At 67.8% G+C, this 25657-nt stretch carries 27 protein-coding genes, 1 tRNA gene and 1 other RNA gene; 6 read left to right on the top strand and 23 right to left on the bottom strand.

Annotated features, from left to right (window positions below):
* Positions 1-15: 15 nt before the first annotated feature.
* Positions 16-888, bottom strand: a complete 873-nt coding sequence (locus tag SriyCCGPB3_RS17485; protein ID WP_110713514.1) for an ion transporter — start codon at positions 886-888, stop codon at positions 16-18.
* Positions 889-951: 63 nt separating this feature from the next.
* Here SriyCCGPB3_RS17485 and SriyCCGPB3_RS17480 point away from each other — a divergent pair, with 63 nt between their 5' ends.
* Positions 952-2178 carry an acetylornithine transaminase gene (locus SriyCCGPB3_RS17480; RefSeq protein ID WP_006467246.1) on the top strand — a complete coding sequence of 409 codons (1227 nt, stop codon included), beginning with the start codon at positions 952-954 and terminating at the stop codon, positions 2176-2178.
* A 53-nt stretch (positions 2179-2231) separates the two neighbouring features.
* Here SriyCCGPB3_RS17480 and SriyCCGPB3_RS17475 read toward each other — a convergent pair whose 3' ends face one another.
* Complete coding sequence (locus SriyCCGPB3_RS17475) at positions 2232-2834, bottom strand: HAD-IA family hydrolase (protein ID WP_164161127.1); 603 nt, start codon at positions 2832-2834, stop codon at positions 2232-2234.
* A 123-nt stretch (positions 2835-2957) separates the two neighbouring features.
* Between SriyCCGPB3_RS17475 and azu the strand changes: the two genes are divergently transcribed.
* Positions 2958-3407 carry an azurin gene (gene azu, locus SriyCCGPB3_RS17470; protein ID WP_164161125.1) on the top strand — a complete coding sequence of 150 codons (450 nt, stop codon included), beginning with the start codon at positions 2958-2960 and terminating at the stop codon, positions 3405-3407.
* 105 nt (positions 3408-3512) lie between these two features.
* Here the strand turns inward: azu and hemL are convergent, their stop codons facing one another.
* Positions 3513-4802 carry a glutamate-1-semialdehyde 2,1-aminomutase gene (gene hemL / locus SriyCCGPB3_RS17465; RefSeq protein WP_180854328.1) on the bottom strand — a complete coding sequence of 430 codons (1290 nt, stop codon included), beginning with the start codon at positions 4800-4802 and terminating at the stop codon, positions 3513-3515.
* 16 nt (positions 4803-4818) lie between these two features.
* Positions 4819-5445, bottom strand: a complete 627-nt coding sequence (gene thiE / locus SriyCCGPB3_RS17460; protein ID WP_180854327.1) for a thiamine phosphate synthase — start codon at positions 5443-5445, stop codon at positions 4819-4821.
* Between the two features lie 34 nt (positions 5446-5479).
* Here thiE and SriyCCGPB3_RS17455 point away from each other — a divergent pair, with 34 nt between their 5' ends.
* Complete coding sequence (locus SriyCCGPB3_RS17455; RefSeq protein WP_014038358.1) at positions 5480-5704, top strand: rubredoxin; 225 nt, start codon at positions 5480-5482, stop codon at positions 5702-5704.
* A gap of 59 nt (positions 5705-5763) precedes the next feature.
* On the opposite strand, the gene SriyCCGPB3_RS17450 is transcribed toward SriyCCGPB3_RS17455, so the two are convergent.
* From SriyCCGPB3_RS17450 to SriyCCGPB3_RS17415, 8 genes are all read right to left on the bottom strand, one after another.
* Positions 5764-6609, bottom strand: a complete 846-nt coding sequence (locus SriyCCGPB3_RS17450) for a SirB1 family protein (protein ID WP_110713505.1) — start codon at positions 6607-6609, stop codon at positions 5764-5766.
* A gap of 160 nt (positions 6610-6769) precedes the next feature.
* Positions 6770-7216 (bottom strand): DUF192 domain-containing protein, encoded by a 447-nt coding sequence (locus SriyCCGPB3_RS17445; protein ID WP_110713503.1) that lies wholly within the window; start codon positions 7214-7216, stop codon positions 6770-6772.
* A gap of 21 nt (positions 7217-7237) precedes the next feature.
* Entirely contained in the window at positions 7238-7885 is a 648-nt protein-coding gene (gene rpiA / locus SriyCCGPB3_RS17440) for a ribose-5-phosphate isomerase RpiA (RefSeq protein ID WP_006389802.1), read from the bottom strand.
* Between the two features lie 22 nt (positions 7886-7907).
* Entirely contained in the window at positions 7908-8387 is a 480-nt protein-coding gene (locus SriyCCGPB3_RS17435; protein ID WP_032128370.1) for an EVE domain-containing protein, read from the bottom strand.
* Positions 8384-8977: a 5-formyltetrahydrofolate cyclo-ligase gene (locus SriyCCGPB3_RS17430; RefSeq protein WP_110713499.1), complete on the bottom strand. Its 594-nt coding sequence runs from the start codon at positions 8975-8977 to the stop codon at positions 8384-8386. Before SriyCCGPB3_RS17430 ends, SriyCCGPB3_RS17435 begins: the two co-directional genes overlap by 4 nt.
* A gap of 83 nt (positions 8978-9060) precedes the next feature.
* A non-coding RNA gene (gene ssrS / locus SriyCCGPB3_RS17425) (6S RNA) lies at positions 9061-9246 on the bottom strand.
* Positions 9247-9398: 152 nt separating this feature from the next.
* A complete protein-coding gene (locus SriyCCGPB3_RS17420; protein ID WP_005410899.1) occupies positions 9399-9695 on the bottom strand; it encodes a cell division protein ZapA in 297 nt (98 codons plus the stop codon).
* Entirely contained in the window at positions 9692-9913 is a 222-nt protein-coding gene (locus SriyCCGPB3_RS17415; RefSeq protein ID WP_005410898.1) for a TIGR02449 family protein, read from the bottom strand. The genes SriyCCGPB3_RS17420 and SriyCCGPB3_RS17415 overlap by 4 nt, the downstream gene beginning before the upstream one ends.
* A 153-nt stretch (positions 9914-10066) precedes the next feature.
* Here SriyCCGPB3_RS17415 and SriyCCGPB3_RS17410 point away from each other — a divergent pair, with 153 nt between their 5' ends.
* Both SriyCCGPB3_RS17410 and SriyCCGPB3_RS17405 read left to right on the top strand, forming a co-directional pair.
* Positions 10067-10615, top strand: a complete 549-nt coding sequence (locus tag SriyCCGPB3_RS17410; protein ID WP_032128368.1) for a YecA family protein — start codon at positions 10067-10069, stop codon at positions 10613-10615.
* A 5-nt stretch (positions 10616-10620) separates the two neighbouring features.
* The gene (locus tag SriyCCGPB3_RS17405; RefSeq protein ID WP_088028469.1) at positions 10621-11943 is read left to right on the top strand and encodes an aminopeptidase P N-terminal domain-containing protein; all 1323 of its coding nucleotides are present in this window, start codon (positions 10621-10623) and stop codon (positions 11941-11943) included.
* Between the two features lie 820 nt (positions 11944-12763).
* Here the strand turns inward: SriyCCGPB3_RS17405 and pepQ are convergent.
* The 7 genes from pepQ to rph all read right to left on the bottom strand — a co-directional run bounded on the left by pepQ (position 12764) and on the right by rph (position 20010).
* Positions 12764-14095 (bottom strand): Xaa-Pro dipeptidase, encoded by a 1332-nt coding sequence (gene pepQ, locus SriyCCGPB3_RS17400; RefSeq protein ID WP_164161116.1) that lies wholly within the window; start codon positions 14093-14095, stop codon positions 12764-12766.
* Positions 14096-14170: 75 nt separating this feature from the next.
* Positions 14171-14545, bottom strand: a complete 375-nt coding sequence (locus tag SriyCCGPB3_RS17395; RefSeq protein WP_097049436.1) for a PilZ domain-containing protein — start codon at positions 14543-14545, stop codon at positions 14171-14173.
* Positions 14542-16821 (bottom strand): DUF1631 family protein, encoded by a 2280-nt coding sequence (locus SriyCCGPB3_RS17390; protein ID WP_164161114.1) that lies wholly within the window; start codon positions 16819-16821, stop codon positions 14542-14544. Before SriyCCGPB3_RS17390 ends, SriyCCGPB3_RS17395 begins: the two co-directional genes overlap by 4 nt.
* A 201-nt stretch (positions 16822-17022) precedes the next feature.
* Positions 17023-18249, bottom strand: a complete 1227-nt coding sequence (gene hemW / locus SriyCCGPB3_RS17385; RefSeq protein ID WP_164161113.1) for a radical SAM family heme chaperone HemW — start codon at positions 18247-18249, stop codon at positions 17023-17025.
* Between the two features lie 56 nt (positions 18250-18305).
* On the bottom strand, positions 18306-18902 hold the full coding sequence (rdgB, locus tag SriyCCGPB3_RS17380) for an RdgB/HAM1 family non-canonical purine NTP pyrophosphatase (protein ID WP_014038346.1): 597 nt from the start codon (positions 18900-18902) through the stop codon (positions 18306-18308).
* Positions 18899-19288, bottom strand: coding sequence for a VOC family protein (locus SriyCCGPB3_RS17375; protein WP_350259564.1), 390 nt, complete (start codon positions 19286-19288; stop codon positions 18899-18901). The genes rdgB and SriyCCGPB3_RS17375 overlap by 4 nt, the downstream gene beginning before the upstream one ends.
* A complete protein-coding gene (rph, locus tag SriyCCGPB3_RS17370; RefSeq protein ID WP_049426699.1) occupies positions 19285-20010 on the bottom strand; it encodes a ribonuclease PH in 726 nt (241 codons plus the stop codon). Before rph ends, SriyCCGPB3_RS17375 begins: the two co-directional genes overlap by 4 nt.
* Before the next feature lie 124 nt (positions 20011-20134).
* On the opposite strand from rph, the gene SriyCCGPB3_RS17365 reads away from it, so the two are divergent.
* Positions 20135-20995, top strand: a complete 861-nt coding sequence (locus SriyCCGPB3_RS17365; protein ID WP_164161107.1) for a YicC/YloC family endoribonuclease — start codon at positions 20135-20137, stop codon at positions 20993-20995.
* Between the two features lie 57 nt (positions 20996-21052).
* On the opposite strand, the gene selD is transcribed toward SriyCCGPB3_RS17365, so the two are convergent.
* The 4 genes from selD to selA form a co-directional block, all read right to left on the bottom strand.
* Positions 21053-22132: a selenide, water dikinase SelD gene (gene selD, locus SriyCCGPB3_RS17360; protein WP_153854447.1), complete on the bottom strand. Its 1080-nt coding sequence runs from the start codon at positions 22130-22132 to the stop codon at positions 21053-21055.
* A 26-nt stretch (positions 22133-22158) separates the two neighbouring features.
* A tRNA-Sec gene (locus SriyCCGPB3_RS17355) sits at positions 22159-22254 on the bottom strand.
* A gap of 24 nt (positions 22255-22278) precedes the next feature.
* Positions 22279-24234, bottom strand: a complete 1956-nt coding sequence (gene selB, locus SriyCCGPB3_RS17350) for a selenocysteine-specific translation elongation factor (RefSeq protein ID WP_350259563.1) — start codon at positions 24232-24234, stop codon at positions 22279-22281.
* The gene (gene selA, locus SriyCCGPB3_RS17345; RefSeq protein ID WP_350259562.1) at positions 24231-25655 is read right to left on the bottom strand and encodes an L-seryl-tRNA(Sec) selenium transferase; all 1425 of its coding nucleotides are present in this window, start codon (positions 25653-25655) and stop codon (positions 24231-24233) included. The genes selB and selA overlap by 4 nt, the downstream gene beginning before the upstream one ends.
* Positions 25656-25657: the final 2 nt, after the last annotated feature.

Genomic DNA, 25657 nt, shown 5'->3' with positions numbered 1-25657 from the left:
TCGCCGGCGCCCGCATCAATGACTGAACGCATCCGGCAGCTGGCCACCACACTTGCGGCAATGGCGCGCATCCGGCTCGTGCCCTTCCAGTCCACACTCCGGGCAGCCACGTGCATCACGACGCGCGGCCAGCTCGGCTTCGCGCATGGTGCTGGCCAGTTCGGCGGTGTAGATGCCGGTGGGCACGGCGATGATGCTGTAGCCGATCAGGATCAGTACCGAGGTGACGAAGCGGCCGAGCACGGTCTGCGGCACGATGTCGCCAAAGCCGACCGTGGCCATGGTCACCACCGCCCAGTACATGCTGGCCGGGATGTTGGTGAAGCCGTGTTCGGGGCCCTCGATCACGTACATCAGTGCGCCGGCGATGATGGTGATGGTGATCACCGTGAACAGGAACACCAGCACCTTGCGCCGGCTGCGCCACAGCGACGTCATCAACACGCCGCTTTCCTCGATGTAGCGGGTCAGCTTGAGGATGCGGAACACGCGCAGGATGCGCAGCGCGCGCACCACCAGCAGGCTCTGCGCGCCGGGGATGAACATCGACAGGTAGGCGGGCAGGATCGACAGCAGGTCGATGATGCCCCAGATGCTCACCGCGTAACGCAGCGGGCGCTTGACCACCGCCAGCCGCAGCAGGTACTCGGCGGTGAAGATGATCGTGAAGCCCCATTCCAGGATGTACAGGCCGGTGGACCATTCGGCATGCAGGTGCTGCACGCTGTCGATCATCACCACCAGGATGCTGGCGATGATCGCCACCACCAGGATCAGGTCGAAATTGCGCGAGGGCCGCGAGTCATGGCGGTAGATGATGTCGAACCACCGACGGCGCCAGCCGGTCTCGGTGGCGGGGTTCAGCTGGGGGGCGGAAAACGGTCGCATGGGCGCATTGTGCCGCAGGGGTTCCGGCGCGAGAATGGGGATTCCTGAACCCTGTCGACTGCCATGACCGCCGCTACCGATCCGCTGATCTCCCTTTCGCACTATTACCTGCCGGTCTACAAGCCCCGCCAGGTGGTACTGGAGCGAGGCCAGGGCGCCCGCGTGTGGGACAGCCAGGGCCGTGAGTTCATCGACCTGGCTGCCGGCATCGCCGTGTGCGGCCTGGGCCACAACGACCCGGACCTGGTGGCCGCGCTGGTCGAGCAGGCCGGCAAGCTCTGGCACACCAGCAACGTGTTCTACAGCGCGCCGCCGCTGCACCTGGCCGAGGAGCTGGTGAAGGCCAGCCGCTTCGCCGAGCGCGTGTTCCTGTGCAATTCCGGCGCCGAAGCCAATGAAGTGGCGATCAAGATGGTCCGCAAGTGGGCCTCCAGCCAGGGGCGTCCGGCCGACAAGCGGGTGATCATCACCTTCCGCGGCAGCTTCCACGGCCGCACCATGGGCGCGGTGACCGCCACCGCTCAGCCGAAGTACCAGGAAGGCTACGAGCCGCTGCCCGGTGGCTTCCGCTACATCGATTTCAACGATGAGGTGCAGCTGGAAACCGCGATGGCTGCCGGCGACGTGGCCGCAGTGATGCTGGAGCCGATCCAGGGCGAGGGCGGCGTGATGCCGGCCAAATCCGGTTTCCTCAAGCGCGTGCGCGAGCTGTGCGACCAGCACAACGCGCTGCTGGTGCTGGACGAGATCCAGGCCGGCATGGGCCGTACCGGTACGCTGTTCGCGCACTGGCAGGACGACGTGGTGCCGGACATGGTCACCCTGGCCAAGGCACTGGGTGGTGGCTTCCCGATCGGCGCGATGCTGGCCGGCCCGAAGGTGGCCGAGACCATGCAGTTCGGTGCGCATGGCACCACCTTTGGCGGCAACCCGCTGGCTGCTGCGGTGGCCCGCGTGGCACTGCGCAAGCTGGCCTCGGCGGAGATCGCCGCCAATGTCAGCCGCCAGTCAAAGGCACTGCGCGATGGCTTTGCCCGCATCAATGACGAGTTCGGCGTGTTCAGCGACGTGCGCGGCCGTGGCCTGATGCTGGGCGCGGTGCTGAGCAAGGACTTCGCCGGCCAGGCCGGGGCGATCCTCGACCATGCCGCCGAGCAGGGCCTGCTGACCCTGCAGGCCGGCCCGGATGTACTGCGCTTCGTGCCGTCGCTGAACATCACCGACGAAGAAGTGGCCGAAGGCCTGAAGCGCCTGCGCGCGGCGATTGCCGCGTTCATCGCCGCGCGCTGAAGCCATGGCGCTGGGATCGGATCCCTCTCCTGCGGAGAGGGCTCTGACCCCGATCAGCTCACCGCGTAACGCTTCAACACCTTGCCCAATCCCCGGCCATCGCGCACGGTTTCCGCGTGCAGGCCGGCGGCGCGTGCGCCGCGCACGTTGGCGAACAGGTCATCGACGAACAGCGTGCGCGCAGGTGCCACGCCGAGCGCTTCCAGCGTACGCAGGAATACCGCAGGCGCCGGTTTGCGCAGACCGAAATCCGCGCTGCAGAACACGCGGCCCTGCAGGGCAGGGAACAGTTCCGGTAGCAGGGTGGGCAAGGCCTGCTGCATCAGTGCGCCATTGTTGGTCAGCACCGCCATCGGCAGCTGCAGTGTCTGCAGCCGCTGCAGCACGGCCGGCTGTGGATGGCTGGCGGCCTGTCGCGCCGCGATCCAGGTGTGCACATCAACGGTGCGGCCCAGCTGTTTGCTCAGCTGCGCCAGATAGGCCGGGCCATCCAGCGTGCCATTGTCATGCGCCGCTTCCAGCCCGCTGTCGTACAGTGCGGCCTGCACGGTTTCCGGCGCGACATCCAGCGCCTCCGCCAGGTGCAGCACACGCTGCGTGCGCTGGTACTGCACCAGAACGCCATCCACATCCAGCAGCAACAGGTCGATCCGCATTGGTCGAGCATGCCATTGCAGTGAACACGCGGGAAACCCTGGAGTGGGCATGCGACAGACGGTCGCAGACGGCGCCGCAGGGGCCTGCCTAGAATGGCGCCTAGATCCGCAGGAGATGCAACGATGAAGGCTTGGATGGTGGCAGTGGGACTGGGCGCGCTGATGCTTGCGCCGTCGGCGATGGCGCGGGTATGTGCGGTCAGCATCGACAGCACCGACCAGATGAGCTTCAGCAGCCGCGAGATCAAGGTGGCGGCCGACTGCACCGCCGTGGATCTGACCCTGCGCCACACCGGCAAGCTGGCCACTACCGCGATGGGCCACAACTGGGTACTGACCCGCAGCGCAGATTACCAGCCGGTAGCGATGGCCGGCATGCGCATGACCCTGGCCGACAGCTACCTGCCGAAGGCCGACAAGCGCGTGCTGGCGCACACCAAGGTGATCGGCGGCGGCGAGACCACGCGCGTGCGCTTTTCCACCCAGGGCCTGCAGAAGGGTGGCGACTACACCTTCTTCTGCTCGTTCCCCGGCCACTTCGCGATGATGAAGGGCAAATTCGTGTTCGGTTGATGCCGCCTGTAGAGTCGAGCCATGCTCGACTGCTCCGTGCCAACCAAGGTTGGCACCTACCAGATGCAACAGTGCCAACCAAGGTTGGCACCCACCAGAGCGGGATCAGCCCTTGGCGGCCTTGAACGCCACGCGTGCAGCGGCGAGGGTGGCCTCGATCACCGCATCGTCGTGGGCGCTGGACAGGAAGCCGGCTTCGTACGCCGACGGTGCCAGGAACACGCCCTGCTCCAGCATCGCGTGGAAGAAGCGATTGAACGCCGGAATGTCACAGGCGGTGGCCTGCGCATAGGTCTCCACCTTCTCACTGGTGAAGAACAGGCCGAACATTGCGCCCACGCGGGTGGTGGTTACGGCTACGCCGGCTTCGGCGGCGGCCGCCTCCAGGCCGGCACACAGGCGCGCGGTGCGCTCGGCCAGATCGGCGTGGAAACCCGGTTGCTGGATCAGCTCCAGCATCGCCAGGCCAGCGGCCATCGCCACCGGGTTGCCGCTCAGCGTACCGGCCTGGTAGATCGGGCCGGCTGGTGCGATCTGCTGCATCAGCTCGCGACGGCCGCCGTAGGCGCCCACCGGCATGCCACCGCCGATGATCTTGCCGAAGGTGGTCAGGTCCGGGGTGATGCCGTAGTGCGCCTGTGCACCGCCAAGGGCAACGCGGAAGCCGGTCATCACTTCGTCGAAGATCAGCAGCGCGCCATGCTTCGTGCACAGGTCGCGCAGGTGCTGCAGGTAGCCTTCGCGTGGCGGAATGCAGTTGGCGTTGCCGACCACCGGCTCGATGATCAGGCCGGCGATGTCATCGCCCTGCTGCTCGAACAGTGCAGTGGCCGCTTCGAAGTCGTTGTAGGGCAGGGTCAGGGTCAGTTCGCTCAGGCCGGCCGGGACGCCCGGCGAGGTCGGCACGCCCAGGGTCAGCATGCCGCTGCCGGCCTTGACCAGGAACGAGTCACCGTGGCCGTGGTAGCAGCCTTCGAACTTGACGATGCGGTTGCGGCCGGTGGCGCCGCGCGCCAGGCGGATCGCCGACAGCGTGGCTTCGGTGCCGGAGTTGACCATGCGCACCATCTCGCATGACGGCACCAGTCGGGTGATGGTCTCGGCCATGGTCACTTCGGCCGCGCACGGCGCGCCGAACGACAGGCCGTTGTCGATCGCCTTCTTCACCGCCTGGCGCACGGCCGGATGGTTGTGGCCGACGATCATCGGGCCCCAGGAACCGACATAGTCGATGTAGCAGTTGCCGTCGACGTCGTACAGGTAGGCGCCGTCGGCACGCTCGACGAAGAACGGTTCGCCACCGACCGACTTGAACGCGCGTACCGGCGAATTGACGCCGCCCGGCAGCAGCTGCTGGGCGCGGGAGAACAGGGCGTGGGACTGGTCGTGGTTCATGCGGATTTCCTGGGCATTACGCGAACTGGGCGAGGTAGGCGCGCTGGACCGCGACCGGGTCTTCGGCGGCGAACACGCTGCTGACCACGGCGACCAGATCGGCGCCGGCGTCGATGATGGGACCGACATTGTCCGGCGTCAGGCCGCCGATCGCCACCCGCGGCACGCCCAGTGCGGCGCTTTGCCGCAGCAGGTCGGTATGGGCGCGGCTGGTGGTGATCTTGGTGGTGGTCGGGAAGAACGCGCCGAAGGCCACGTAGCTGGCGCCGGCGGCCACGGCCTGCTCGGCATTGGCCAGCTGGTCGTAGCAGGAGGCGCCGATGATGGCCTCGGCACCAAGCAGCGCGCGCGCGTTGGGGATGTCACAGTCGGTGCCGCCCAGATGCACGCCGGCGGCGCCGACCGTCTTGGCCAGCACCGGGTCGTCGTTGACGATCAGCGGCACGCGGTGTTCCGCGCACAGCGCCTGCAGGGCGGTGGCCTGCTCCCGCCGCAGCGCGCCGCTGGCGGTCTTGTTGCGGTACTGCAGCCAGGTGGCGCCCGTGGCCAGCAGCGGCGCGGTGCGGGCCAGCAGGCGTGCGGTATCGGGCTCGTCCGGGGTGATCAGGTAGACGCCGCGGGGCGCCGGGGAAGCAGAAGTCATCGATGGCTACCGGTGAGTGGACCGCGATGGGACAATGGCGGCCCGTGAATCCAGCCCTGATTATCCGATGAGCGATGCCACCCCCACCACCTTGCGCACTTGGATGTGCGTGGTCTGCGGCTTCCTTTACAGCGAAGCGGAAGGCTTGCCGGAGGAGGGCATCGCGCCGGGGACGCGCTGGGAGGACATTCCCGAGACCTGGACCTGCCCGGACTGCGGGGTGACCAAGGCTGATTTCGAGATGGTCGAGGTCGATTGATGGCGGGGCCTGCAGGCCCTTCTGTGGGTGTGGACCGTTGGTCCACACACCGGACACCCTCAATGCAGCCGCGGCATCGGCCCGCCGAGGTCGATCAGCTTCTCGCGCAGCCACTGCGCATCGCTGGCCTCGGGATTGCGCTTCAGGTACTGCCCCAGGTCGTGGCGGGCGCCGGCCAGGTACTCCAGCTGCAGGTAGGCCAGGCCGCGGTCGCGCAGCGCGTCGTCCTGCTCGGGGGCCAGTTTCAGCAGGCGGTCGGCACTGCGTGCAGCGCGGTCCCATTCGCCTGCTTCGGCATACACGCCGTGCAGGTTGCGCAGCATGCGCATCAGGATCGCGCGCGCTGGCGCCGGGTCGAGGATCTGCGCCAGCACCTGGTCGTCGGGCATCTGCCCGCCCAGGTGTGACTTGGCCCGCTCGCGCAGTTCGTCCACGTCCAGCGGGCGGCCGCCATTGAACGGGTCCATCACCAGCACACCGTCGTCCACCGGCAGGCGCACCAGGAAGTGGCCAGGGAAGGACACGCCGTCGAGCGGAATGCCCAGCCGGCGCGCGACTTCCATCTGCACCAGTGCCAGCGAGATCGGGTTGCCCAGGCGGCGCTCGAATACCTGGTTGAGGTAGCTGTTGCGCGGGTCGTAGTACTCGTCGTGGTCGCCGCTGTAGCCCAGTTCGTCGAACAGGTGGCGGTTGATCGCCGCCATCTTCAACGGGCTGTTGTCGATGCTGTCCACTTCCGAACGGAGGTGGTCGACATGGCTCTGGATCAGCGCGTCGTAGGTGGACGGCTGCAGATCGGGGTATTCATCGCGCGCGATCAGCAGCGCGGTCGGCAACAGTGGCAGCGCCTCGTCTTCGAGGTCGGCCAGTGCATCCCAGTCGGGGAGTGAGATCTGGTCCTGCATGACCACAGACTGGCGTCATTCGCAGGCGGTTTCAAGCGGTGCCGCGTGAAAAATTCAGGGGTCAGATCCCTTTCGCGTGCGAAAGGGATCTGACCCCTGCAGGGTTGCCGGCCAGCGGCCGGCACTACCGCGGGTGCCGGCCGCTGGCCGGTCGCATCGTTTACTTCTCGATGCCCGGGCCGAAGGTCAGCTGGGTTCCGTCCTTCAGCTTGAGCTTCTCGGCCTGGCCGGCGTTGAGCTCCAGCACATAGCGCGCCGGGCCGCCGCTGGGGTAGGGCGGGCACATGTCGCCGGCCGAGCACGGCGGCACATCGCGCTGCTGGCTGACCAGCTTGCGCTGGCTGTCGAAGTACAGGATGTCCAGTGCGATCTTGGTGTTCTTCATCCAGTACGCCTGCATTTCTTCGCGGTCGTGGATGAACAGCATGCCGTGGTCGGCCGACATCTGGTCGCGGAACATCAGCCCGCGCGCGCGGGTTTCATCGTTGGTGGCCAGCTCAACCTGGTAGCGGGCGCCATCCAGCTCGACCCAGTGGCGGGCCGCGTCGGTGGCACAGCCGGTCAGGGCCAGCAGCGGAAGCATCAGCAGCGAACGCAACAGCGACATCGTCAGGATCCTTCGGAAGGGTCAGAGCACGACCGGCGGCTCGCCGCCGACGATCACCACATCGGCGCGACGGCGCGCGAACAGGCCGACGCAGACCACGCCCGGCAGCTGGTTGAGCTCGCGCTCCAGCTTTTCCGGATCGGTGATCTGCAGGTTGTGGATGTCCAGGATCTGGTTGCCGTTGTCGGTGACCACGCCTTCGCGCCAGGTCGGCTGGCCGCCGGTCATGTCGCGGATCTGGCGGGCGACCAGGCTGCGCGCCATCGGGATCACTTCCACCGGCAGCGGGAACTTGCCCAGCACCGGCACCTGCTTGCTCGGGTCGACGATGCAGATGAAGCGCTCGCTGGCCTCGGCGATGATCTTCTCGCGGGTCAGCGCGGCGCCGCCGCCCTTGATCAGGCACTTGTTGGCATCGCACTCATCGGCGCCGTCCACGTACAGTGACAGGTTGCCGCTGTGGTTCAGCTCGATCACTTCGATGCCATGCTGCTTCAGGCGCGCGGTGCTCTGCTCGGAGCTGGACACGGCACCCTTGATGCGGTGCTGGATGCGGGCCAGGGCATCGATGAAATAGGCGACGGTGGAACCGGTGCCGACACCGACGATCATGCCGTCTTCTACGTACTCGATGGCTTTCTCGGCGGCCAGGCGCTTGGCTTCGGACATGGGAGAACTCTCAGGCAGGGAATCAGGATTTCTTTTCCAGCGACAGCAGCAGCTTCCACTGCGCAGCCGTCACCGGGAACACCGACAGGCGGTTGCCCTTGGCAACCAGCGGGAAGCCCTCGCCAAGTTCTTCGGCGTGCAGCTTGATCTCGTCCAGCGCGATCACCTGCTTGAGCTTGCGGTCGAAGGCCACGTCCACCAGCATCCAGCGCGGGTTCTCGCGCGTGCTCTTGGGGTCGTGGTAGTCGGATTTCGGGTCGAACTGGGTGTCGTCCGGATAGGCCGGGCTGGCCACCGTGGCCAGGCCGACGATGCCGGGCACCTTGGTATTGGAGTGGTAGAACAGGATGCCGTCGCCCACCTGCATGCCATCGCGCATGAAATTGCGCGCCTGGTAGTTGCGCACCCCGTTCCAGGGTTCGACCTTGACCTTGGCCAGGTCATCGATGGAGAAGGCGTCCGGTTCGGACTTCATCAGCCAGTAGCGCTTGCGGGCGGTCATGCGTTCACGGGGGCAGCGGAGGGGAGCAGGGTGCCGTCTTCGGTGCAGATCGCATCCACCGGTACGTCCCACGACGCCACCGGCAAGGACTCGACCTGCTGCACCGCGAATGCAGCACCGACCAGCCAGGGCGGCGCCGGCCGGTCGTGGCGGAAGGCGAAGCTGCGATCATACCAGCCGCCCCCCATGCCCAGCCGCCGGCACTGTGTGTCGAAGCCCACCAGCGGGGTCACGACCAACGCCATCTGCGCCGGTTCCAGGGTGTCTTCCACGGCTACGTCCGGCTCGGGAATGCCATAGCGGTTGCTGGTCAGCGGCTGCCCGGGCCGCCACGGCGCGAAGCGCAGCACCTCGCCAGCCAGCACTGGCAGGCAGTAGGTGAGTCCTTCGGGCAGTTGCAGCTGCCAGCGGTGCAGGGCGATTTCGCCATCCAGCGCCCAGTAGCCGGCCACGGCGCCTTCGCGCGGGGCGAATGGGAGGGCCAGCAGGGCATCGGCAAGCGATTCAGCGGCGGCGATGCGCTCAGCGGCGGAAAGGTCGCGGCGGCGTTGCCGCAGGTCGTGGCGCAGGGCCTGGCGCGGGTCGGTCATGGCAGCGTGCGGCAAGGATCAGTCGCCATTGTGCCGGAAAGAACAAGGGCGACGCCCGAAGACGCCGCCCTTGCTGGAATATTGCATTCTCCGCAATGTCGATGCATGCGAAACGACCTTGAACCCGGGGGCTCAAGTGGGAACGCTGGAGAACCATCGGGCTTCCCGCTACAAGGCGGACCTGCACTCCCGGCGCTGTCGCGCTCCCGGTGTCGTTCTTAAGGGACAAGGCGAATGTTTGCACATGCCGTCGAGTACCGCAGAGAACGCGTGGCCATTATAGCCAGCACGCAGGATCTGGATAGGCCGTTCGTCGGCAACAGTCCGTGCCAATTCAGATATGAGAAAAGGGGACGGAGGGGATTAAGACGTTTCCAGCACGGAAGGGGCGAATGCGCCTTGATTCCCTCCGTCCCCTCTTCTACGGGGTGCCGTCGATCGCGCGGTCCAGGCGCCGGTTCAGGTCGGCCAGCGTCTGCTGCAGCGCCACCGCCTGGCGGGCGTTCTCATCGCGCAGCAACTGCAGTTCGTGGGCCAGGTTCAACGCCGCCAGCACGGCGACGCGGTCGACCGCAGCCATGCGGTTGCTGCCGCGGATTTCGCGCATGCGCGCATCGAGCAGGCGCGCGGCCGCCATCAGGCTGTCGCGTTCATCGCCGCCGACACCCACGGTGTATTCACGATCGAGGATGCGGACACTGACCGGTTCGGCGCTCATGTGTGCTGCTCCAGGGATTTGAGCCGGCTGATCATTGCTTCCACCCGCGAGCGTGCCTGCTCGTTCTTGGCCAGCAGCGTGGAACGCTCGGCCACCAGCTGTTCCTGCTGGTGGCGCAGGCTGCGGTTCTCCTCGGCCAGGCGCTGGTTGCGTTCAAGCAACGCTTCCACGCGGGCAGCGAAGTCCTGCAGCTGGGCAAGGGGATCGGCGGGTTCCATGCGGGCACGATAGGCAAGCCGGGTAAGGGCGGTCAAGCGTTGTCGCAGCAAGGCCTGACGGTCGCAGAGCGGATGCCGTCGGGTTGCTACACTACCGGGTCTCACGGGCGCGCGCGTGCGCGCCCCGGGTTTCCTTTCCGAACGAGCCGCACGATGACCGAACTTCCCTCCGTCGACGACGTTACCCGCGCCAGCCAGGAACTGGGCCTGGGCGCCACCGCTGCCGAGCTGCACGGCGCACTGTGCGGCTGGCTGGCCGCCGGCGGTGCCCCCGGCAATGATTGGCCGGCGCGTGTGCTGGCCGACGACAACCTGCCGCCGGTGGCCGCCGACAGCGTGCTGGGGCAGCTGCTGCAGGTCACCATCAAGCAACTGGAAGACCGCGATTTCGCCTTCGAACTGCTGCTGACCGACGGCGACGACGTGTCCGCGCAGGCCGATGCCATGTTCAGCTGGACCCGTTCCTTCCTGGGCGGCTTCGGCCTGGGCAGCGGCGGCCGCCGTCCGACCCTGTCCGAAGAGGGCGAAGAAGCGCTGACCGACATGGCCAGCCTGGCGCGTGCCTCCAGCGAGGATTTCGAGGCGGGTGGTGACGATGACGACGAAGCCCTGTCGGAGATCGAGGAATTCATCCGCGTGGCGGTACTGCTGCTGCACGGTGACGTGGTGCTGGCCTCGCGCCATCGGCAGCGCCTGAACTGATGGACATCAAGCAGCGCACCGGCATCGCGGCCGGCGAATACAAGCGTCGCCGCCGCCAGCTGATGGACATGGCCGGCGAAGACGCGATCCTGGTGCTTCCCGCCGCCGCCGAGAAGGTGCGCAGCCTCGATACCCATTACCCGTTCCGGCAGGATTCGGACTTCCAGTACCTGAGCGGCTTCCCGGAACCGGAGGCGGTGCTGGTGCTGATCCCGGGCCGCCGCCACGGCGAGGCCATCCTGTTCTGCCGCGAGCGCGATGCCGAACGCGAGGCCTGGGATGGCAGCCGCGCCGGCCAGGAAGGTGCGGTGGCGCAGTACGGGATGGACGATGCGTACCCGATCGACGATCTGGACGACATCCTGCCAGGCCTGCTGGAAGGTCGTTCGCGCGTCTACTACCACTTCGGCCGCGACGCCGATTTCGACCTGAAGCTGATCGGCTGGGTCAACCGCGTGCGTTCGCAGGTGCGCCACGGCGCGCAGCCGCCGCATGAGTTCCTGGAGCTGGGTCACCTGCTGCACGAGCAGCGCCTGTTCAAGTCCGGTGCTGAAGTGGCGCTGATGCACCACGCCGCGCAGATCAGCGTGCGTGCACATCTGGCGGCGATGAAAGCGGCGAAGGCCGGCATCCACGAATACGAACTGCAGGCCGAACTGGAACGCGTGTTCCGCGCCAACGATGCCGTGCCGGCCTACTGCAGCATCGTCGGTGCCGGCCGCAACGGCTGCATCCTGCATTACCGCGACAACAACGCCCGTTCGCGTGATGGCGAGCTGGTGCTGATCGACGCCGGCGCCGAATACCGCGGCTATGCCAGCGACATCACCCGCACGTTCCCGGTGAATGGCCGCTTCAGCGCCGAGCAGCGCGCGCTGCACGACCTGGTCGGTGACGCGCAGGCCGCGGCACTGGCCCAGGCCAAGCCGGGCGTGCCGTACGAGGCCGGCCACCTGGCTGCGGTGCAGACCCTGACCGAAGGCCTGCTGCGGCTGGGGCTGCTGAAGGGCACGCTGGAAAAGAACCTGTCCGAAGGCCTGTACCAGCGCTTCTACCGGCACAAGACCGGGCACTGGATCGGGCTGGACGTGCACGACGTGGGCGATTACCGCCTGGCGGGCGATTCGCGCCTGCTGGAGCCGGGCATGGCGTTCACCATCGAGCCGGGGCTGTATGTCGGCGTGGACGACACGACGGTGGAACCGCGCTGGCGCGGTATTGGTATCCGCACCGAAGACGATGTGCTGATCACCGATGACGGCCATCGCGTGCTGACCGAAGGCCTGGCGCGCAGCGCCGACGAGATTGAAGCGGTGATGGCGGGGTAAGGGGTTTCGGCAGGGCTTGCAGCCCTGCACCTGCTGCAATCAACGGCAACTGCCAAAGCCAGAGCGGCATTCCGTGGGATGGCGGGGCGGTGTGGGTGGTCAGGACGCGCCGTAAACCCATCCGTGGGGGCTCGATGGCGCCATCCATGGCGCCAACGGTCCTGCCCACCCACACCGCCCCACCTCTGACAGATTCCTGCGGCTGTTGGTAACGGCGGTTGTTGGAACGAACGATGATTGGTAGGTGTCGACCTTGGTCGACACAGAGCGAGCGCAGCGAGCGACCCGCTTTTGCTTTTCTTTGTTCTTTTCCGCGGTTGGACGCGCGCAGGAAACTGTCAAAGGCCGGGCGGGGTGGGTTCGCGGAGGCGCCGTGAACCTATCCATCGGGGCTTGGTCGCGGCATCCATGCCGCTCACACCCCGCAAGCCCACAGTGCCCCGCCTTCGACAGGCTGACGGGGCTGTTGGTGGGTGCCGACCGTTGGTCGGCACATCTGTCAGATATCGAATGAATCATCCACGCATGGCGTGGATCTACTGGCCACTGCGGCCGTTGGAACGCGCGGCTGTTGGTAGGTGTCGACCTTGGTCGACACAGAGCAAGCGCAGCGAGCGACCCGCTTTTGCTTTTCTTTGTTCTTTTCCGTGGTTGGACGCGCGCAGAAAACTGTCAGAGGTGGGGCGGGTGGGCCATGCAGGGGCGTTGGCGCCATGGATGGCGCCATCGAGCTTACAGGGACGTACTTGCAGCGTCCCCTGCATGGCCCACCCGCCCCGCCAAGCGCGGCTTTTGACTTCAGCATCCAACCACGAGCGACTCAGCCGTTCGCCACCGCAAACTCCGGCCGCGTCAGGTTGTCCGCTTCGCCCTCGGTGCACAGCACTTCGTCTTCGATGCGGATGCCGCCATACGGACGGAAGAAATCCACGCGGTCCCAGTTGATCGCATCGCCATGGCCGGCATCCTTCACTTCATTCAACAGCATGTCGATGAAGTACAGGCCCGGTTCGATGGTCACCACCATGCCCGGTTCCAGCACGCGGGTCAGGCGCAGGTACGGGTGGCCCGCCGGGCGCTCGATGCGGCCACCCTCGTCGCTGGCCGCGAAACCGGCCACGTCGTGCACCTGCAGGCCGATCAGGTGGCCGATGCCATGCGGGAAGAACGCGGCGCTGACGCCGGTTTCCACTGCAGTCTGTGGCGAGACCTTGATCACGCCGAAGTCCTTCAGCACGCCCATCAGTGAAAGATGTGCATCCACGTGCAGCTGCTTGTAGTCAAAGCCCGGGCGCACCGCTGCGCACATCTGCTGCTGGGCCGCATCGACGGCGGCGATCATCGCGGCGAACTCGTCGTGGCCTTGCGCGGCGTAGGTGCGGGTGATGTCGCTGGCGTAGCCGTGCGCGCTGGCACCGGCATCGATCAGGAAGCTGCGCAGCGGCTGCGGTGCCTTGCGGCCCAGCTCGGTGTAATGCAGCACGGCGGCATGTTCGTTCAGCGCCACGATGTTGCCGTAGGGCAACTCGTTGGCGTCCTGGCCAACGGCCTGGCAGTAGGCCATGTGGATGCTGAACTCGTCGGCGCCGTTGCGGAACGCGGCCTCGGCGGCGCGGTGGCCGCGCACGCCCAGCACCTGCGCCTGACGCATCAGCGCGATTTCATACGGCGTCTTGCTGCCGCGATGCCACTCCAGGTAGTTCACCACCGGTGCCGGGTTGTTCGGCACGTAGTTGCCCAGCGCGCTCTGCGGCTCGCCGAGGATCGCGCAGCGCGACGGGTCGGCCGGCAGCAGCGCCAGCGCCTCTTCGGGCTTGCGGATGATGTGGATGTCGAAGTGCTCCACCCACCAGCCGCTGGGGGCGTCCGGTACCACGTGCCAGTAATCGAAGGGCTGGTGGAAGATCACCGCCGGACGCTTGCCGGGGGTGAACACGATCCAGCTGTTGGGCACGCGGGTCAGCGGCAGCCAGGCCTTGAACTGCGGATTCACCGCATACGGGTAGTCGCGATCGTCGAACACCTGGTAGTGCAGGGTGCCGCTGGGCACCACCAGGTGATCGAAGCCGCCGCGGTCCAGCGCCTGTTCGGCGCGTCGGCACAGCACGGCCAGGTGGTCGGAATACAGGGCGCCGGGGTCTTGCTGGATCATTGCGGTGGCTCGACACGGAAAACGGCCCTAGATTCTGCCGCATACCGCGAAAAACCGCTGTGCCGGAACCGGCACTCAGGCCGTCGAAACCGGTCCCTCGTCGCTGTCCTCGCCCACCCACTGGCGCAGCAGCTGCCGATGTTCGCGCGACAGGGTGAGGAATCGGAAGCCGGTCCAGCTCTGGCCGGGTGCATGTGCGGGCTCGCTCCACAGCAGGTGCACGCCCACATCGATGTCCTGCTGGCGGCCATCACCCAGTGGCAGCGGGAAGCGCAGCTGGTACAGCGCGTCCTCACGCAGCGGCGCACTGGCCAGCATCAGCATGCCGGTTTCGGAAACATTGCCGAGACGGCCGACCACGCATTCGCGCATCTGGTCGGTGACCGGGACCAGGTCCGAGACCTGGCGGCGCGGTGCGCGACGGGTGTCCTGTGGCGGCTGGGTGTTCATGCGGAGGTCTCCTGCGTGTGGCCGGCCGCCAGCGCACGCAATGCGCCAAGGCTGGCTTCCCAGGCGCGGTCGACCAGCCGGGCCTTGTCTTCGGTGACCAGCTGCGCACGGCCGGCGCTGATCTGCCGGGCCAGCGTATCCAGGTCGGTCTCGGCGATCTTCTGCCCGCGCGGATTGACGAACAGGGCGTGGCCGGTCAGCAGGCTGTACCAGGACAGGCGCTGGCGGCGCAGCGTGCCATCACCGGTATCGATGTCGAACCAGCTGCCGAACGGCAGCGTTGACAGCTGCTGGTAGGCGGCTTCTTCGGCACTGTTGCGGGGTGTTGCAGGCGCCGTGCCGGTGGGCGTGCCGGCGTGTTCGCCCAGGCGTGCACGCGCCTTCAGGCGGGCACTGAGTTCGGTACGCGAGGTGCTTTCGTCCTCGCCGCCGGGCGTGGCCAGCCTGCGCGCGACGGCGGCGGCTTCCTCGGCGTGGTAGCCGACCTGCAGCAGGGCGGCCTCGACATCGGCAGCAAGTGCGGCATCGGTGCCACCGGGGGCATCGACGGCCTGCGCGGTGATGGCAGCGATGCGCTGGGTCTGCTGCAGGCGTTCCTGCCACTGCGGTGAGTCGTCGCCATGGCGCAGGCGGGTGAGGGTCAGGGCGTCGGCCCAGGCCTGGCGCAGCAGGGTCTGCACGAAGCGCGGCGGTTCCTGCATGTCGCAGCACTGGTCGATCTGTGCGCTGGCCTGGCGCCGGGCCAGTTCCAGCCGCTCCTTGCCGCGCGCAGCCTCGACATGGCGGCGCTCGGCCAGCTCGGCGCGATGCGCCGCGGCACGCTGGTGCTGCTGCACGTCTTCATTGGCGGTGGCGAAAGCCTCCGGCGTCCGTGCGTCCTGGCCCAGCAGGCCCTGCACGCTCTGCGCCATGCGCTGCAGCAGCTGTGGGTCGACGTCATCGTCGCCCAGCCAGTTGGCGCCGACTTCGGCAATCTGGTTGAGCAGCTCGCGCGCCGGGTGCTCGTCGCGTACGAAGAAGCCCGGATCGGCCATTGCCGCACGTGCCAAGGGCACCTGCAGGCGCGCCAGCAGGGCGGCCGGCACCGGGTCGGGGCGCTGTTGCTGCTGCACCTGCTGCATCAGCATGCGCAGCAGGTCGAGGTTGTCACGGTCGTGGCTGCCCAGCTGCGCCTGCGTACCGTGCTCGCTGCGCAGCTGCGCCACGACGGCGGCCTGCAGGTCGGCAACGCCGGTGGCCGAGCTGGACTGGGCCTGCAGGCGTGCGAGCACCGCATCCACTGCCGCGCTCGGCACGGCATCGCGGTCCGCAGGGGCTGCGCTGGCATGGCGTGCCTGCTGCAGCAGCTCATGCAGCGCGCTGCCGGTGGCGGTGGTCAGGCCCGGGAGGGCCGCGCCGGTTGCGCCGCCATCCTGGAAGGCGTCCTGCACCAGGCTCGACCAGGAACCGGCGGGTGCCGATCCGTTCCAGCCGGTCAGTGGCGCCGCAGCGCGCTTTGCCGGCTGGGTGGCACGTCCTCCGCCCACCGACTGGGTGATGATCCGCCGCGTGCTCGACGAGCGCGCCAGGTAGGGGGTGTAGACCAGGCCGGGCAGCACGCCGTGCTGGGCCAGCAGAGCATTGGCGCGGTCGAGGATGTCGCCCAGGCGTTCCAGCACCTGGCGTTCGAAGCTGCGATACAGCGCTAACTGGACTTCGACGCTGAGCGCATCCTGTTCGGCGATCCGGCGCAGCATCGCGCACAGTGCCTGCGGTGCCAGTGGCAGGGTATCGGCCTCGAAGGCCGGTGCCGCGGCCAGCACGCCCAGGCGTTGGCCCAGCAGGTTCAGTGTGTTGGTCGAGCGCAGCGTCTCGCGCCGGATCATCTCGGTCAGCAGCAGGTCGCGGTCCACTTCATGTTCATCGACCAGCGACAGCCCGAGCATGCCGGGCAACGGCGGGGGCGTGGCACCGACGCTGGCGCCGGTGGCGGGTTCGCGCAGCCGTATCAGTGCATCGGCCACGGCATCGAGCATGCGGTCGGCGAAATGGCCGGAAAAGGCATGCAGTTGGCCGCGCTGGGCCATCAGTTCGGCCTGCAGCTGTGGATTGCGCGCGCGATCGGCGTCGTGCAGCAGCGTCTGTTCCAGCGCTTCGACGGTCAGGATCAGAGGGGCGGCCAGCGTCTGCCGGCACAGGCCGATCAAGGCGCCCAGCAGCTCACGCACCCGCGGTGGCAGGTTGCTGGCAGCCAGGCGGGCTTTGTCGGCAGAGGTAATGGAGAAGACAGCTGACATCGGCAGGCGGTACCCGGATTCCCGCGGATCGATCTTGTGAATCTACCGTGTCGGCCGCAGTCGGCGCTACTTTAGGGTGAATGTGCATCCCATTCGCCAGGCATGGCCCGACCGATGAACGGTAGTGCCGGCCGCTGGCCGGCAATCCGCGCCGATCGAGCTGCCGGCCAGCGGCCGGCACTACCCCCTGTCAGGCGAGGATCACTCCTCCAGGAACAGGCTCACCACATCGTTGGTGAATCGGCGGCCCAGCTCGGTCGGCTGCACATGGCCATCCGTCACCTCCAGCCAGCCGCGCTGCACGGCCTCGGCCAGCGGTGCATCGAGCACGCGGCGCGGCAGCCCGGTGCGCGACTCGAAATCGCGCAGGCCGAAGCCTTCATGCAGGCGCAGCAGATTCAGCATGTACTCGAAGGGCAGGCGCTCAGGCGCGATCACATCGTCACCGCCGAACGAGGCCGGGGTACCCGCGCTGTCCAGATAAGCCTGCGGATGCTTCAGCTTCCAGCGTCGCAGCACGTGTTCCTCGGCACCCGAACTGATCTTGCCGTGCGCGCCGGCACCGATGCCCAGGTAGTCGCCGAAACGCCAGTAGTTCAGGTTGTGCGCGCTCTGCCGGCCAGGGCGTGCGTAGGCGCTCACCTCGTACTGGCCGAAACCGGCCTGCGCCAGCAGGGCCTGGCAGTGTTCCTGCATGTCCCAGGCATTGTCTTCATCGGGAATGCCCTGCGGCGGCCGCGCGAAGAACACCGTGTTCGGTTCCAGGGTCAGCTGGTAGTGCGAGATATGCGCCGGCTGCAGTGCGAACGCGCGCTCCAGATCGGCCTCGGCGCCGGCCAGGGTCTGTTCCGGCAGCGCGTACATCAGGTCGATGTTGAAGTTGTCGTAGCCCGCGTCCTGCGCCATCTTCACCGCGCGCTCGGCTTCGCCACTGTCGTGGATGCGGCCCAGGCGCTTGAGCATCGCATCGTCGAAACTCTGGATGCCGAAGCTGAGGCGGTTCACGCCGGCCGCGCGGTAGCGGTCGAAACGGCCATGCTCGGCCGTGCCCGGGTTGGTTTCCAGGGTGATTTCGGCGTTGGGTGCGAAGCGCAGGCGTGCGCTGGCCTGTTGCAGGAAACGGTCGATTGCTTCCGGCGGGAACAGGCTGGGTGTGCCGCCACCGAAGAACACGCTGTGCACCACCCGGCCCCAGACCAGCGGCAGGTCCTGGTCGAGATCGCGCAGCAGCGCATCGATGTAGGCGTCGAACGGCAGTTCGCCCTTGGCCTGGTGCGAATTGAAATCGCAGTACGGGCACTTGCGCACGCACCACGGCAGGTGCACGTACAGCGACAGCGGTGGTGGCACCAGTCGCGGCGGGCTGTCGTGGTCAGCGGAGCAGGCTTCGCCGGGCAGGTGGTTGCAGTGGTCGTGGGCGTGCGGCATGGGCTTCTTCGGTAGTGCCGGCCGCTGGCCGGCTTCCCTGGTTCGATCGGGTGGCGTCAGTACAGCGTCGCCAGCTGCTGCTTGAGCTGTTGCAGGGCAATGGCACGGTGGCTGATGGCGTTTTTCAGGGCCGGCTCCATCTCCGCGGCAGTCAGGCCGTGGGTGGTGTCCAGGAACACCGGGTTGTAGCCGAAACCATTCGTGCCGCGCAGTTCACGGATGATCTGCCCTTCCCAGCGACCTTCGCAGATCAGTGGCTGCGGGTCGGTGGCGTGGCGCAGCAGCACGATCACCGCATAGAAGCGGGCACCGCGCTGGCCATCGGGAACGTCGGCCATCGCCTCCAGCAGCTTGGCGTTGTTGGCTGCGGCGTTGGTCGGGTGGCCGGCATAGCGCGCGCTGTACAGGCCGGGTGCGCCGCCGAGGGCATCGACGATCAGGCCCGAATCATCGGCCAGCGCCGGCAGGCCGGTCGCTTCGCAGGCCGCGCGCGCCTTCAGCAGTGCGTTCTCGACGAAGGTCAGGCCGGTCTCTTCCACGTCGCCAAGGCCCAGCTCGGCGGCCGAGGTGATCTGCAGCGGCAGGTCGGCGAGGATCTCCTGCATCTCCACCAGCTTGCCGGCGTTGTGGCTGGCCAGTACCAGTTTCTTCATTGACGGGGCTCCAGCAGGTCCCAGGTGTTGCCATACAGATCGCGGAACACCGCGACCGTTGCATAGGGTTCTTCGCGCGGCGCTTCCAGGAACTCGACCCCGGCGGCCAGCATCGCCGTGTGGTCGCGGTGGAAGTCATCGGTGTTGAGGAAGAAGGCGACGCGGCCACCGGTCTGGTTGCCGATGCGGCTGCGCTGTTCCTCGTCGCTGGCACGGGCCAGCAGCAGGGCGGCAGCGCTGCCGTCGGTCGGCCCCACCACCACCCAGCGCTTGTGGCCCTGGTCGATGTCCTCCAGCAGTGCGAAGCCGAGCTTGCCGGTGTACCAGGCAATGGCTTCGTCATAGTCGGCCACCACCAGGGTGGTCAGGGCAAGGCGCCGGTTCATGCCGACAGCGCTGCCTGCTGTGCGGCCAGCAGTTCGGCCACGCCCTTTTCGGCCAGGCCCAGCAGCGCATCCAGTTCGTCACGACGGAAGGCATGGCCTTCGGCGGTGCCCTGCAGTTCGATGAAGCCGCCGCCGTCGTTCATCACCACGTTCATGTCGGTGTCGCAGTCGCTGTCTTCAGCGTAGTCCAGGTCCAGCACCGGGGTGCCGCGGTACACGCCCACCGACACCGCTGCCACCGCGCCCAGGATCGGGTTGCGCTTGATGTCGCCGCGCTTCATCAGCACGTTCACCGCATCGACCAGGGCCACGTAGGCGCCGGTGATGGCGGCGGTGCGGGTGCCGCCGTCGGCCTGCAGCACGTCGCAGTCGAGGGTGATGGTGCGTTCGCCCAGCGCGTTGCGGTCCACGCAGGCACGCAGGCTGCGGCCGATCAGGCGCTGGATCTCCAGCGTGCGGCCGCCTTGCTTGCCACGGGCGGCTTCACGGTCGCTGCGGGTGTGGGTGGCGCGCGGCAGCATGCCGTATTCGGCGGTCACCCAGCCTTCGCCCTTGCCGCGCAGGAAGCCCGGCACGCGGTTCTCGACGCTGGCGGTGCACAGCACACGGGTTTCACCGAAGCACACCAGCACCGAACCTTCGGCGTGGCGGGTGAAGCCGCGTTGGATGACGACCGGGCGGAGCTGGTCGGGCTGGCGGCCGCTGGGGCGGGAATCGGACATGGTGCGGGTTCCGTAATGGCGTGGGAGTACGCCGCCACGCCCGCGGCCTTCACGGGGCGGGCAAGGGGGCTCTGGTGAGGGCGCTAGGGTACCATTCCCCCTTTGCACGCACCGGACACAATCCATGATTCGAAGCATGACCGCCTACGCCGGCGGCGAGCGGGTCACCCCGTGGGGCACGCTGGGCTGCGAGCTGCGCTCGGTCAACCACCGCTTCCTGGAGGTCGGCACCCGCCTGCCCGAGGAACTGCGGGCGCTCGAGCCGCAGCTGCGCGAGCGTATCGCCGCGCGCCTGAGCCGCGGCAAGCTGGATCTGGTGATGCGCCTGCGCGCGCCGGAAGCGGCCGCCAACCTGCAGGTGGACGAGGCCCTGCTGGGCCAGCTGGGCCGCCTGGCGCACCGTCTGACCTCCGATTTCCCCAACCTGCAGGTCAGTTTCACCGACCTGCTGCAGCTGCCGGGCGTGACCCGCGGCGAGGCCACCGATGCCGCCGCCCTGCAGGTCGAGGCACTGGTCCTGCTGGACCAGGTGCTGGACGGCTTCGTCGAGGCCCGTGAGCGCGAAGGCGGCAAGTTGTCCGCGGCCATCAGCGAGCGCGTGGACGGCATCGAGCGTATCGCCACCGACGTCCGCACGCTGATTCCGGCCATTCGCGACGGCCAGCGCGCCAAGCTGGCCGCACGCCTGGCCGACCTGCCGCACCCGGTCGACCCCGGCCGCGCCGAGCAGGAACTGGTGCTGTGGCTGCAGAAGCTGGACGTGGATGAAGAACTGGACCGTCTTGGCAGCCATATCGTCGAGATCCGCCGCGTGCTCAAGCAGCGCGAGCCGGTCGGCCGTCGCCTGGACTTCCTGCTGCAGGAGTTCAATCGCGAAGCGAACACGCTGGGCTCGAAGTCGGTGGACAGCCGCACCTCCAATGCCGCGGTGGAGCTGAAGGTGCTGATCGACCAGATCCGCGAACAGGTGCAGAACATCGAGTGATGCTGCATCCAGCGCTACAGCAGGGGCGCCTTCGGGCGCCCTTGCCGTTCCAGCGCCTCAGCGGACGCTGACGCCCGGCGTTCCCTCGCCCAACCGTCCCACCACGGCCGCCTGGCCGAACCCGGCGTCGTGGAAGCAGGCCAGCACCGCATCCACCGCTTCCGGCGCACAGGACACCAGCAGGCCGCCGCTGGTCTGCGGGTCGGTCAGCAGTGGCTGCCAGTGGGCGGCCAAGCCCTCGGCGAAGCGCACCTCGGCGCCATACGAGGCCCAGTTGCGGTTGGAGGCGCCGGTTACGCAGCCGCGTTGCAGCAGGTCCAAGGTCTGCGGCAGCAGCGGCACCTGGGTACTGTCCACCTCGGCAGCCACCCCACTGGCCCGGCACACTTCCAGCAGGTGGCCCAGCAGGCCGAAACCGGTGACGTCGGTCATCGCGTGCACGCCGTCCAGCGCAGCCAGTGGCACGCCGACAGTGTTCAGGCGCGTGGTCGACTCGATCATCTGCCGGTACCCGTCGGCGTCCAGCACTTCCTTCTTCAGTGCTGACGAATACACGCCCACGCCCAACGGCTTGCCCAGCACCAGCACATCGCCGGCGCGGGCATCGGCATTGCGCTTGAGGCGTTGCGGATCGAGCACGCCGATCGCGGCCAGGCCATAGATGGGTTCCACCGAATCGATGCTGTGGCCACCAGCCACCACGATGCCGGCATCAGCGCAGGCGCGTTCGCCGCCCTGCAGGATGCCGCGGATGGTGTCCTGCGGCAGCGTGTTGATCGGCATGCCGACGATGGCCAGCGCGAACAATGGCCGCGCGCCCATCGCGTACAGGTCCGACAGCGCATTGGTGGCGGCGATGCGGCCGAAGTCGAACGGGTCGTCGACAATCGGCATGAAGAAGTCGGTGGTGGCGACGATTGCCTGCCGGTCATCGAGGCGATACACCGCGGCGTCGTCGCTGGTCTCGCGGCCGACCAGCAGCTCGGCCGGTGCCGGAAGCGCTGGAACGCCACGCAGCAGTTCGGTCAGCACGCCGGGCGCGATCTTGCAGCCGCAGCCACCGCCATGCGCGAGAGACGTCAGTCGTTGCGGGGCATCAGCCGTTGAAGGAGCGGGGGACTGCGCGTGCGTGGCCATGCCGACATCTCCTGCGGAAACACGAATGGCGGAAGGCAGCAGGAGTCGAACCTACCAGGGAACGATCGACGCCCCCTACTGGGTTTGAAGCCCAGCCGCATGCCCGGATGCGCATGCCTTCCGAAAGTACGGCGGTACCGGTGGGCTCAGTCGCGGGCTGCGTTCCACTGCAGGTCGCCGCGCGGCCGATGCTGGTCACCGACGCGTCGAGTGTAGCCAACGCGATTGAAGAACTCCAAGATCTGGATGCTGCGTTTGCGGCCCAGGCCGATGGCATCGCGGAAGGCCGCCGCATCCACCGTGCCGGTGGCCTGTGACAGCTGCGCGACAATCGCGGCCAGCTCGGCGATGCGGGCCGGCGCATAGAACAGGTCCGGCACCACCTGGAACAGTTCACCACGTGCGGCGGCGCGGCGCAGGACCGCGCGGACCTCATCTTCGGCCAGACCGACGTCGGCGGCCAGGGTGCGCACCCACGGTGGATCGAAGCCACCGGCGTGCAGTTGCGGCAGCACGCGTTCCAGCAGGAGACGTTCGCGTTCCGGTGGCACATGGTCATGGCCGGGCAGGCGCCACCACGCGCCCACGCGCTGCAGCGTGCCATCGGCCAGCAGGTCCTGCAGCAGCGCATTCCAGAGGCTCGCTGCAAGCGAGGGCAGGGTACTGCGCTGCAGGCGCCCGCTGTCGACACCGGGTTCGTCCGGGCGTCGCTCGTGCCAGCCGCGCAGCGAGGTGATCACCTGCTCGCGCAGTGCCTGCCAGTGCGGTGCGAGGATGATCACTGTGTCATCGCGGGTCGCGATGCGTCGCGCGTCCTCGGGCAGGTCGATGCGGTCGGCGGCGCGTCGGCAATAGCGTTGCAGCGCAGTGAGGGGAATGCCGGCAGGTGCCTGCTGCAGCAGCGGGACAACACCGGCACCGGCCGCCAGCTGCTCCAGTGCCGCCAGCCAGGCCAGCCGTGCAGGACTGCGCCGACGCCGCTGCGGAGGATCCGGATCGAGCACGACGCCACCGCCCAGTGTGTGGGTGGCCGCTGAATCACGGGCGATGAAACGATCGCCACACATCGCGCAGACCGGTGCATCGAACACCAGCTGCACCAACTGACCATCGCCGTGGTCGTGGTCGTGGTCGTGGTCGTGGTCGTGGTCTTCCAGCAGCACCATATGCGCCTGCCGGTGCATCGTGCCCCAGTGGATGTGCAGCGGTGACCAGTCGCGCAGTGGCGGCGCCAGTGCGGAAAGCCGCAGCCGCACATCAACGCGGGTGGTGGCCAGCAGCGCGCGTGGATCGGCGATCCAGTCGCCCCGGTGGATGTCGTCGCGGGCGATGGCGGCCAGGTTCAGCGCGCAGCGTTGCCCTGCCATCGCGTGCTCGCTGGCCTGGTTCTGCGCGTGGATGCTGCGCACGCGCACGTCGGTGGCGGCCGGCATCAGCTGCAGATGCTCACCCACCGCCGCGATGCCGCCATGCACCGCGCCGGTCACCAGCGTGCCGTGGCCGGCCAGCGAGAACACGCGGTCCACCGGCATGCGGAACAGTTCGCTGCGCAGTTCGGCCTGGCGTGTGCTGGCATCGTCCGCCGCCCACGCGTGCAGCTGGGTACGCAGTGCGCTGATGCCGGCATCGTCGGGTGCGGTGCTGTTGCAGGCGAACAGAGGGGAATCCTGCAGCGGTGTCGCGGCCAGCAGCGCGGCAATCTCGATCTCGACCCGGGCGAGGCGCGCCGCATCCACACGGTCGATCTTGGTCAGGGCCACCGCACCACGATCCACGCCCAGCAGCTGCAGGATCGCCAGATGCTCGCGGGTCTGTGGCATCACGCCGTCGTCGGCAGCGATCACCAGCAGAGCGACATCGATACCCGTGGCGCCGGCCACCATCGTATGCACGAAGCGCTCATGGCCTGGCACGTCGACGAAACCCAGCGTCGCGGCGGGGCCTTCGACGTCCCTGCTTTCCACCGGGACATAGGCGTAGCCCAGTTCGATCGATATACCGCGCGTTCGCTCTTCCTGCAGGCGATCGGTTTCGATGCCGGTCAGTGCGCGTACCAGGCGGGTTTTGCCATGGTCGATATGCCCGGCGGTGCCGACGATCATGCCTGCAGCGTGCTCCACTGGGCGAGGAAGTCGGCTTCGTCGGCCGGTTCCAGGCAGCGCAGGTCCAGCCACAAGGCATCGTCAGTGATACGGCCCAATACCGGGCGCGGCAGTTGACGCAGGCGCTTGGCCAGGCGATCCAGTCCGCCACGGCGCGCGCTGGTAATGCGCAGTCCGGCGCTGGCCAGCTGCGCCTGTGGCTGGGCGCCGCTGCCGATCTGGCTCTGCATTGGTGACCGTTCAATATCGTAGTCGGCCGCGAGCACGGAACGCATCGGCTGCAGCAGGCGCTGAGCCTGCACGTCGAGGTCCTCCTGCGTGCGTGACAGGGTGCGCAGGGTCGGCAGCCGCTGTGCCAGCAGCTCCGGTTCGCGGTACAGGGCCAGCACCGCTTCCAGTGCGGCCAGGCCCATCTTGTCCATGCGCAGTGCCCGCTTCAGCGGGTTGCGGTTGATCCGCGCGATCAGGTCGGCGCGGCCGGCGATGATGCCGGCCTGCGGCCCGCCCAGCAGCTTGTCGCCACTGAACGACACCAGGTCAGCGCCGGCCGCCAGCGTTTCCTGCACGGTGGGCTCGTGCGGCAGGCCGAAGGCCGCCAGATCACACAGGCTGCCACTGCCCAGGTCCACCACCAGCGGCAGGCCATGCTCGTGCGCGATCGCGGCCATCGCCGCGGTGTCGACCTTGGCGGTGAAGCCGGTGATCGCGTAGTTGCTGGCGTGCACCTCCATCAGCAGCGCGGTGCGCGCGCCGATGGCATTGGCGAAGTCAGCCGGATGGGTACGGTTGGTGGTGCCGACTTCCAGCAGCCGCGCACCGGCACTGCGCATCACGTCGGGAATGCGGAAGGCGCCACCGATCTCCACCAGCTCGCCGCGTGACACCACCACGTCGCGGCGGTTGGCCAGGCTGTTGAGCAGCAGCAGGACCGCCGCGGCATTGTTGTTGACCACGGTGGCGGCTTCTGCGCCGGTCAGTTCGCAGATCAATGCCTGCACCCGTGCATCGCGGTCGCCGCGACGGCCGCGGCTGACGTCGAACTCCAGATCCACCGGTGCGGTCATCGCGCGGGTGACCGCGTGCACGGCGGCATCGGGCAGCAATGCGCGGCCAAGATTGGTGTGCAGCACGGTGCCGGTCAGGTTGAACATCGGCTGCAGATCCAGCCGTGCGTCAGCGGCCAGTGCGACCTCGACTGCTGCCACCAGCGCCGGGCCGTCAACCGCTTCCTGCAGCTGCGTGGCCGAGAGCTGGCCGGCGCTGATACGGTCGCGCAGCACCTGCAGGTGCGAACGCAGCAGCTGGGTGATACGGCTGCGGCCGTGGCCCTCGATCAGTGCTCCCAGGGCCGGCAGGCGCAGCAGCCGGTCCAGCGAGGGCAGGGCAGCGGCCGATGCCGGGGTGGGGGGCGTGCCTGTCATCG

The organism is Stenotrophomonas riyadhensis (genome assembly GCF_040256885.1).
Taxonomy (GTDB): Bacteria; Pseudomonadota; Gammaproteobacteria; order Xanthomonadales; family Xanthomonadaceae; genus Stenotrophomonas; species Stenotrophomonas riyadhensis.
This window is presented reverse-complemented; position numbering and strand designations above follow the sequence as displayed.

Bases quoted from the DNA above. Each gene is read 5' to 3' on its own strand.
- SriyCCGPB3_RS17485 (WP_110713514.1), bottom strand. From the start codon at position 888: ATGCGACCGTTTTCCGCCCCCCAGCTGAACCCCGCCACCGAGACCGGC.
- SriyCCGPB3_RS17480 (WP_006467246.1), top strand. From the start codon at position 952: ATGACCGCCGCTACCGATCCGCTGATCTCCCTTTCGCACTATTACCTG.
- SriyCCGPB3_RS17475 (WP_164161127.1), bottom strand. From the start codon at position 2,834: ATGCGGATCGACCTGTTGCTGCTGGATGTGGATGGCGTTCTGGTGCAG.
- azu (WP_164161125.1), top strand. From the start codon at position 2,958: ATGAAGGCTTGGATGGTGGCAGTGGGACTGGGCGCGCTGATGCTTGCG.
- hemL (WP_180854328.1), bottom strand. From the start codon at position 4,802: ATGAACCACGACCAGTCCCACGCCCTGTTCTCCCGCGCCCAGCAGCTG.
- thiE (WP_180854327.1), bottom strand. From the start codon at position 5,445: ATGACTTCTGCTTCCCCGGCGCCCCGCGGCGTCTACCTGATCACCCCG.
- SriyCCGPB3_RS17455 (WP_014038358.1), top strand. From the start codon at position 5,480: ATGGCGGCCCGTGAATCCAGCCCTGATTATCCGATGAGCGATGCCACC.
- SriyCCGPB3_RS17450 (WP_110713505.1), bottom strand. From the start codon at position 6,609: ATGCAGGACCAGATCTCACTCCCCGACTGGGATGCACTGGCCGACCTC.
- SriyCCGPB3_RS17445 (WP_110713503.1), bottom strand. From the start codon at position 7,216: ATGTCGCTGTTGCGTTCGCTGCTGATGCTTCCGCTGCTGGCCCTGACC.
- rpiA (WP_006389802.1), bottom strand. From the start codon at position 7,885: ATGTCCGAAGCCAAGCGCCTGGCCGCCGAGAAAGCCATCGAGTACGTA.
- SriyCCGPB3_RS17435 (WP_032128370.1), bottom strand. From the start codon at position 8,387: ATGACCGCCCGCAAGCGCTACTGGCTGATGAAGTCCGAACCGGACGCC.
- SriyCCGPB3_RS17430 (WP_110713499.1), bottom strand. From the start codon at position 8,977: ATGACCGACCCGCGCCAGGCCCTGCGCCACGACCTGCGGCAACGCCGC.
- SriyCCGPB3_RS17420 (WP_005410899.1), bottom strand. From the start codon at position 9,695: ATGAGCGCCGAACCGGTCAGTGTCCGCATCCTCGATCGTGAATACACC.
- SriyCCGPB3_RS17415 (WP_005410898.1), bottom strand. From the start codon at position 9,913: ATGGAACCCGCCGATCCCCTTGCCCAGCTGCAGGACTTCGCTGCCCGC.
- SriyCCGPB3_RS17410 (WP_032128368.1), top strand. From the start codon at position 10,067: ATGACCGAACTTCCCTCCGTCGACGACGTTACCCGCGCCAGCCAGGAA.
- pepQ (WP_164161116.1), bottom strand. From the start codon at position 14,095: ATGATCCAGCAAGACCCCGGCGCCCTGTATTCCGACCACCTGGCCGTG.
- SriyCCGPB3_RS17395 (WP_097049436.1), bottom strand. From the start codon at position 14,545: ATGAACACCCAGCCGCCACAGGACACCCGTCGCGCACCGCGCCGCCAG.
- SriyCCGPB3_RS17390 (WP_164161114.1), bottom strand. From the start codon at position 16,821: ATGTCAGCTGTCTTCTCCATTACCTCTGCCGACAAAGCCCGCCTGGCT.
- hemW (WP_164161113.1), bottom strand. From the start codon at position 18,249: ATGCCGCACGCCCACGACCACTGCAACCACCTGCCCGGCGAAGCCTGC.
- rdgB (WP_014038346.1), bottom strand. From the start codon at position 18,902: ATGAAGAAACTGGTACTGGCCAGCCACAACGCCGGCAAGCTGGTGGAG.
- SriyCCGPB3_RS17375 (WP_350259564.1), bottom strand. From the start codon at position 19,288: ATGAACCGGCGCCTTGCCCTGACCACCCTGGTGGTGGCCGACTATGAC.
- rph (WP_049426699.1), bottom strand. From the start codon at position 20,010: ATGTCCGATTCCCGCCCCAGCGGCCGCCAGCCCGACCAGCTCCGCCCG.
- SriyCCGPB3_RS17365 (WP_164161107.1), top strand. From the start codon at position 20,135: ATGATTCGAAGCATGACCGCCTACGCCGGCGGCGAGCGGGTCACCCCG.
- selD (WP_153854447.1), bottom strand. From the start codon at position 22,132: ATGGCCACGCACGCGCAGTCCCCCGCTCCTTCAACGGCTGATGCCCCG.
- selB (WP_350259563.1), bottom strand. From the start codon at position 24,234: ATGATCGTCGGCACCGCCGGGCATATCGACCATGGCAAAACCCGCCTG.
- selA (WP_350259562.1), bottom strand. From the start codon at position 25,655: ATGACAGGCACGCCCCCCACCCCGGCATCGGCCGCTGCCCTGCCCTCG.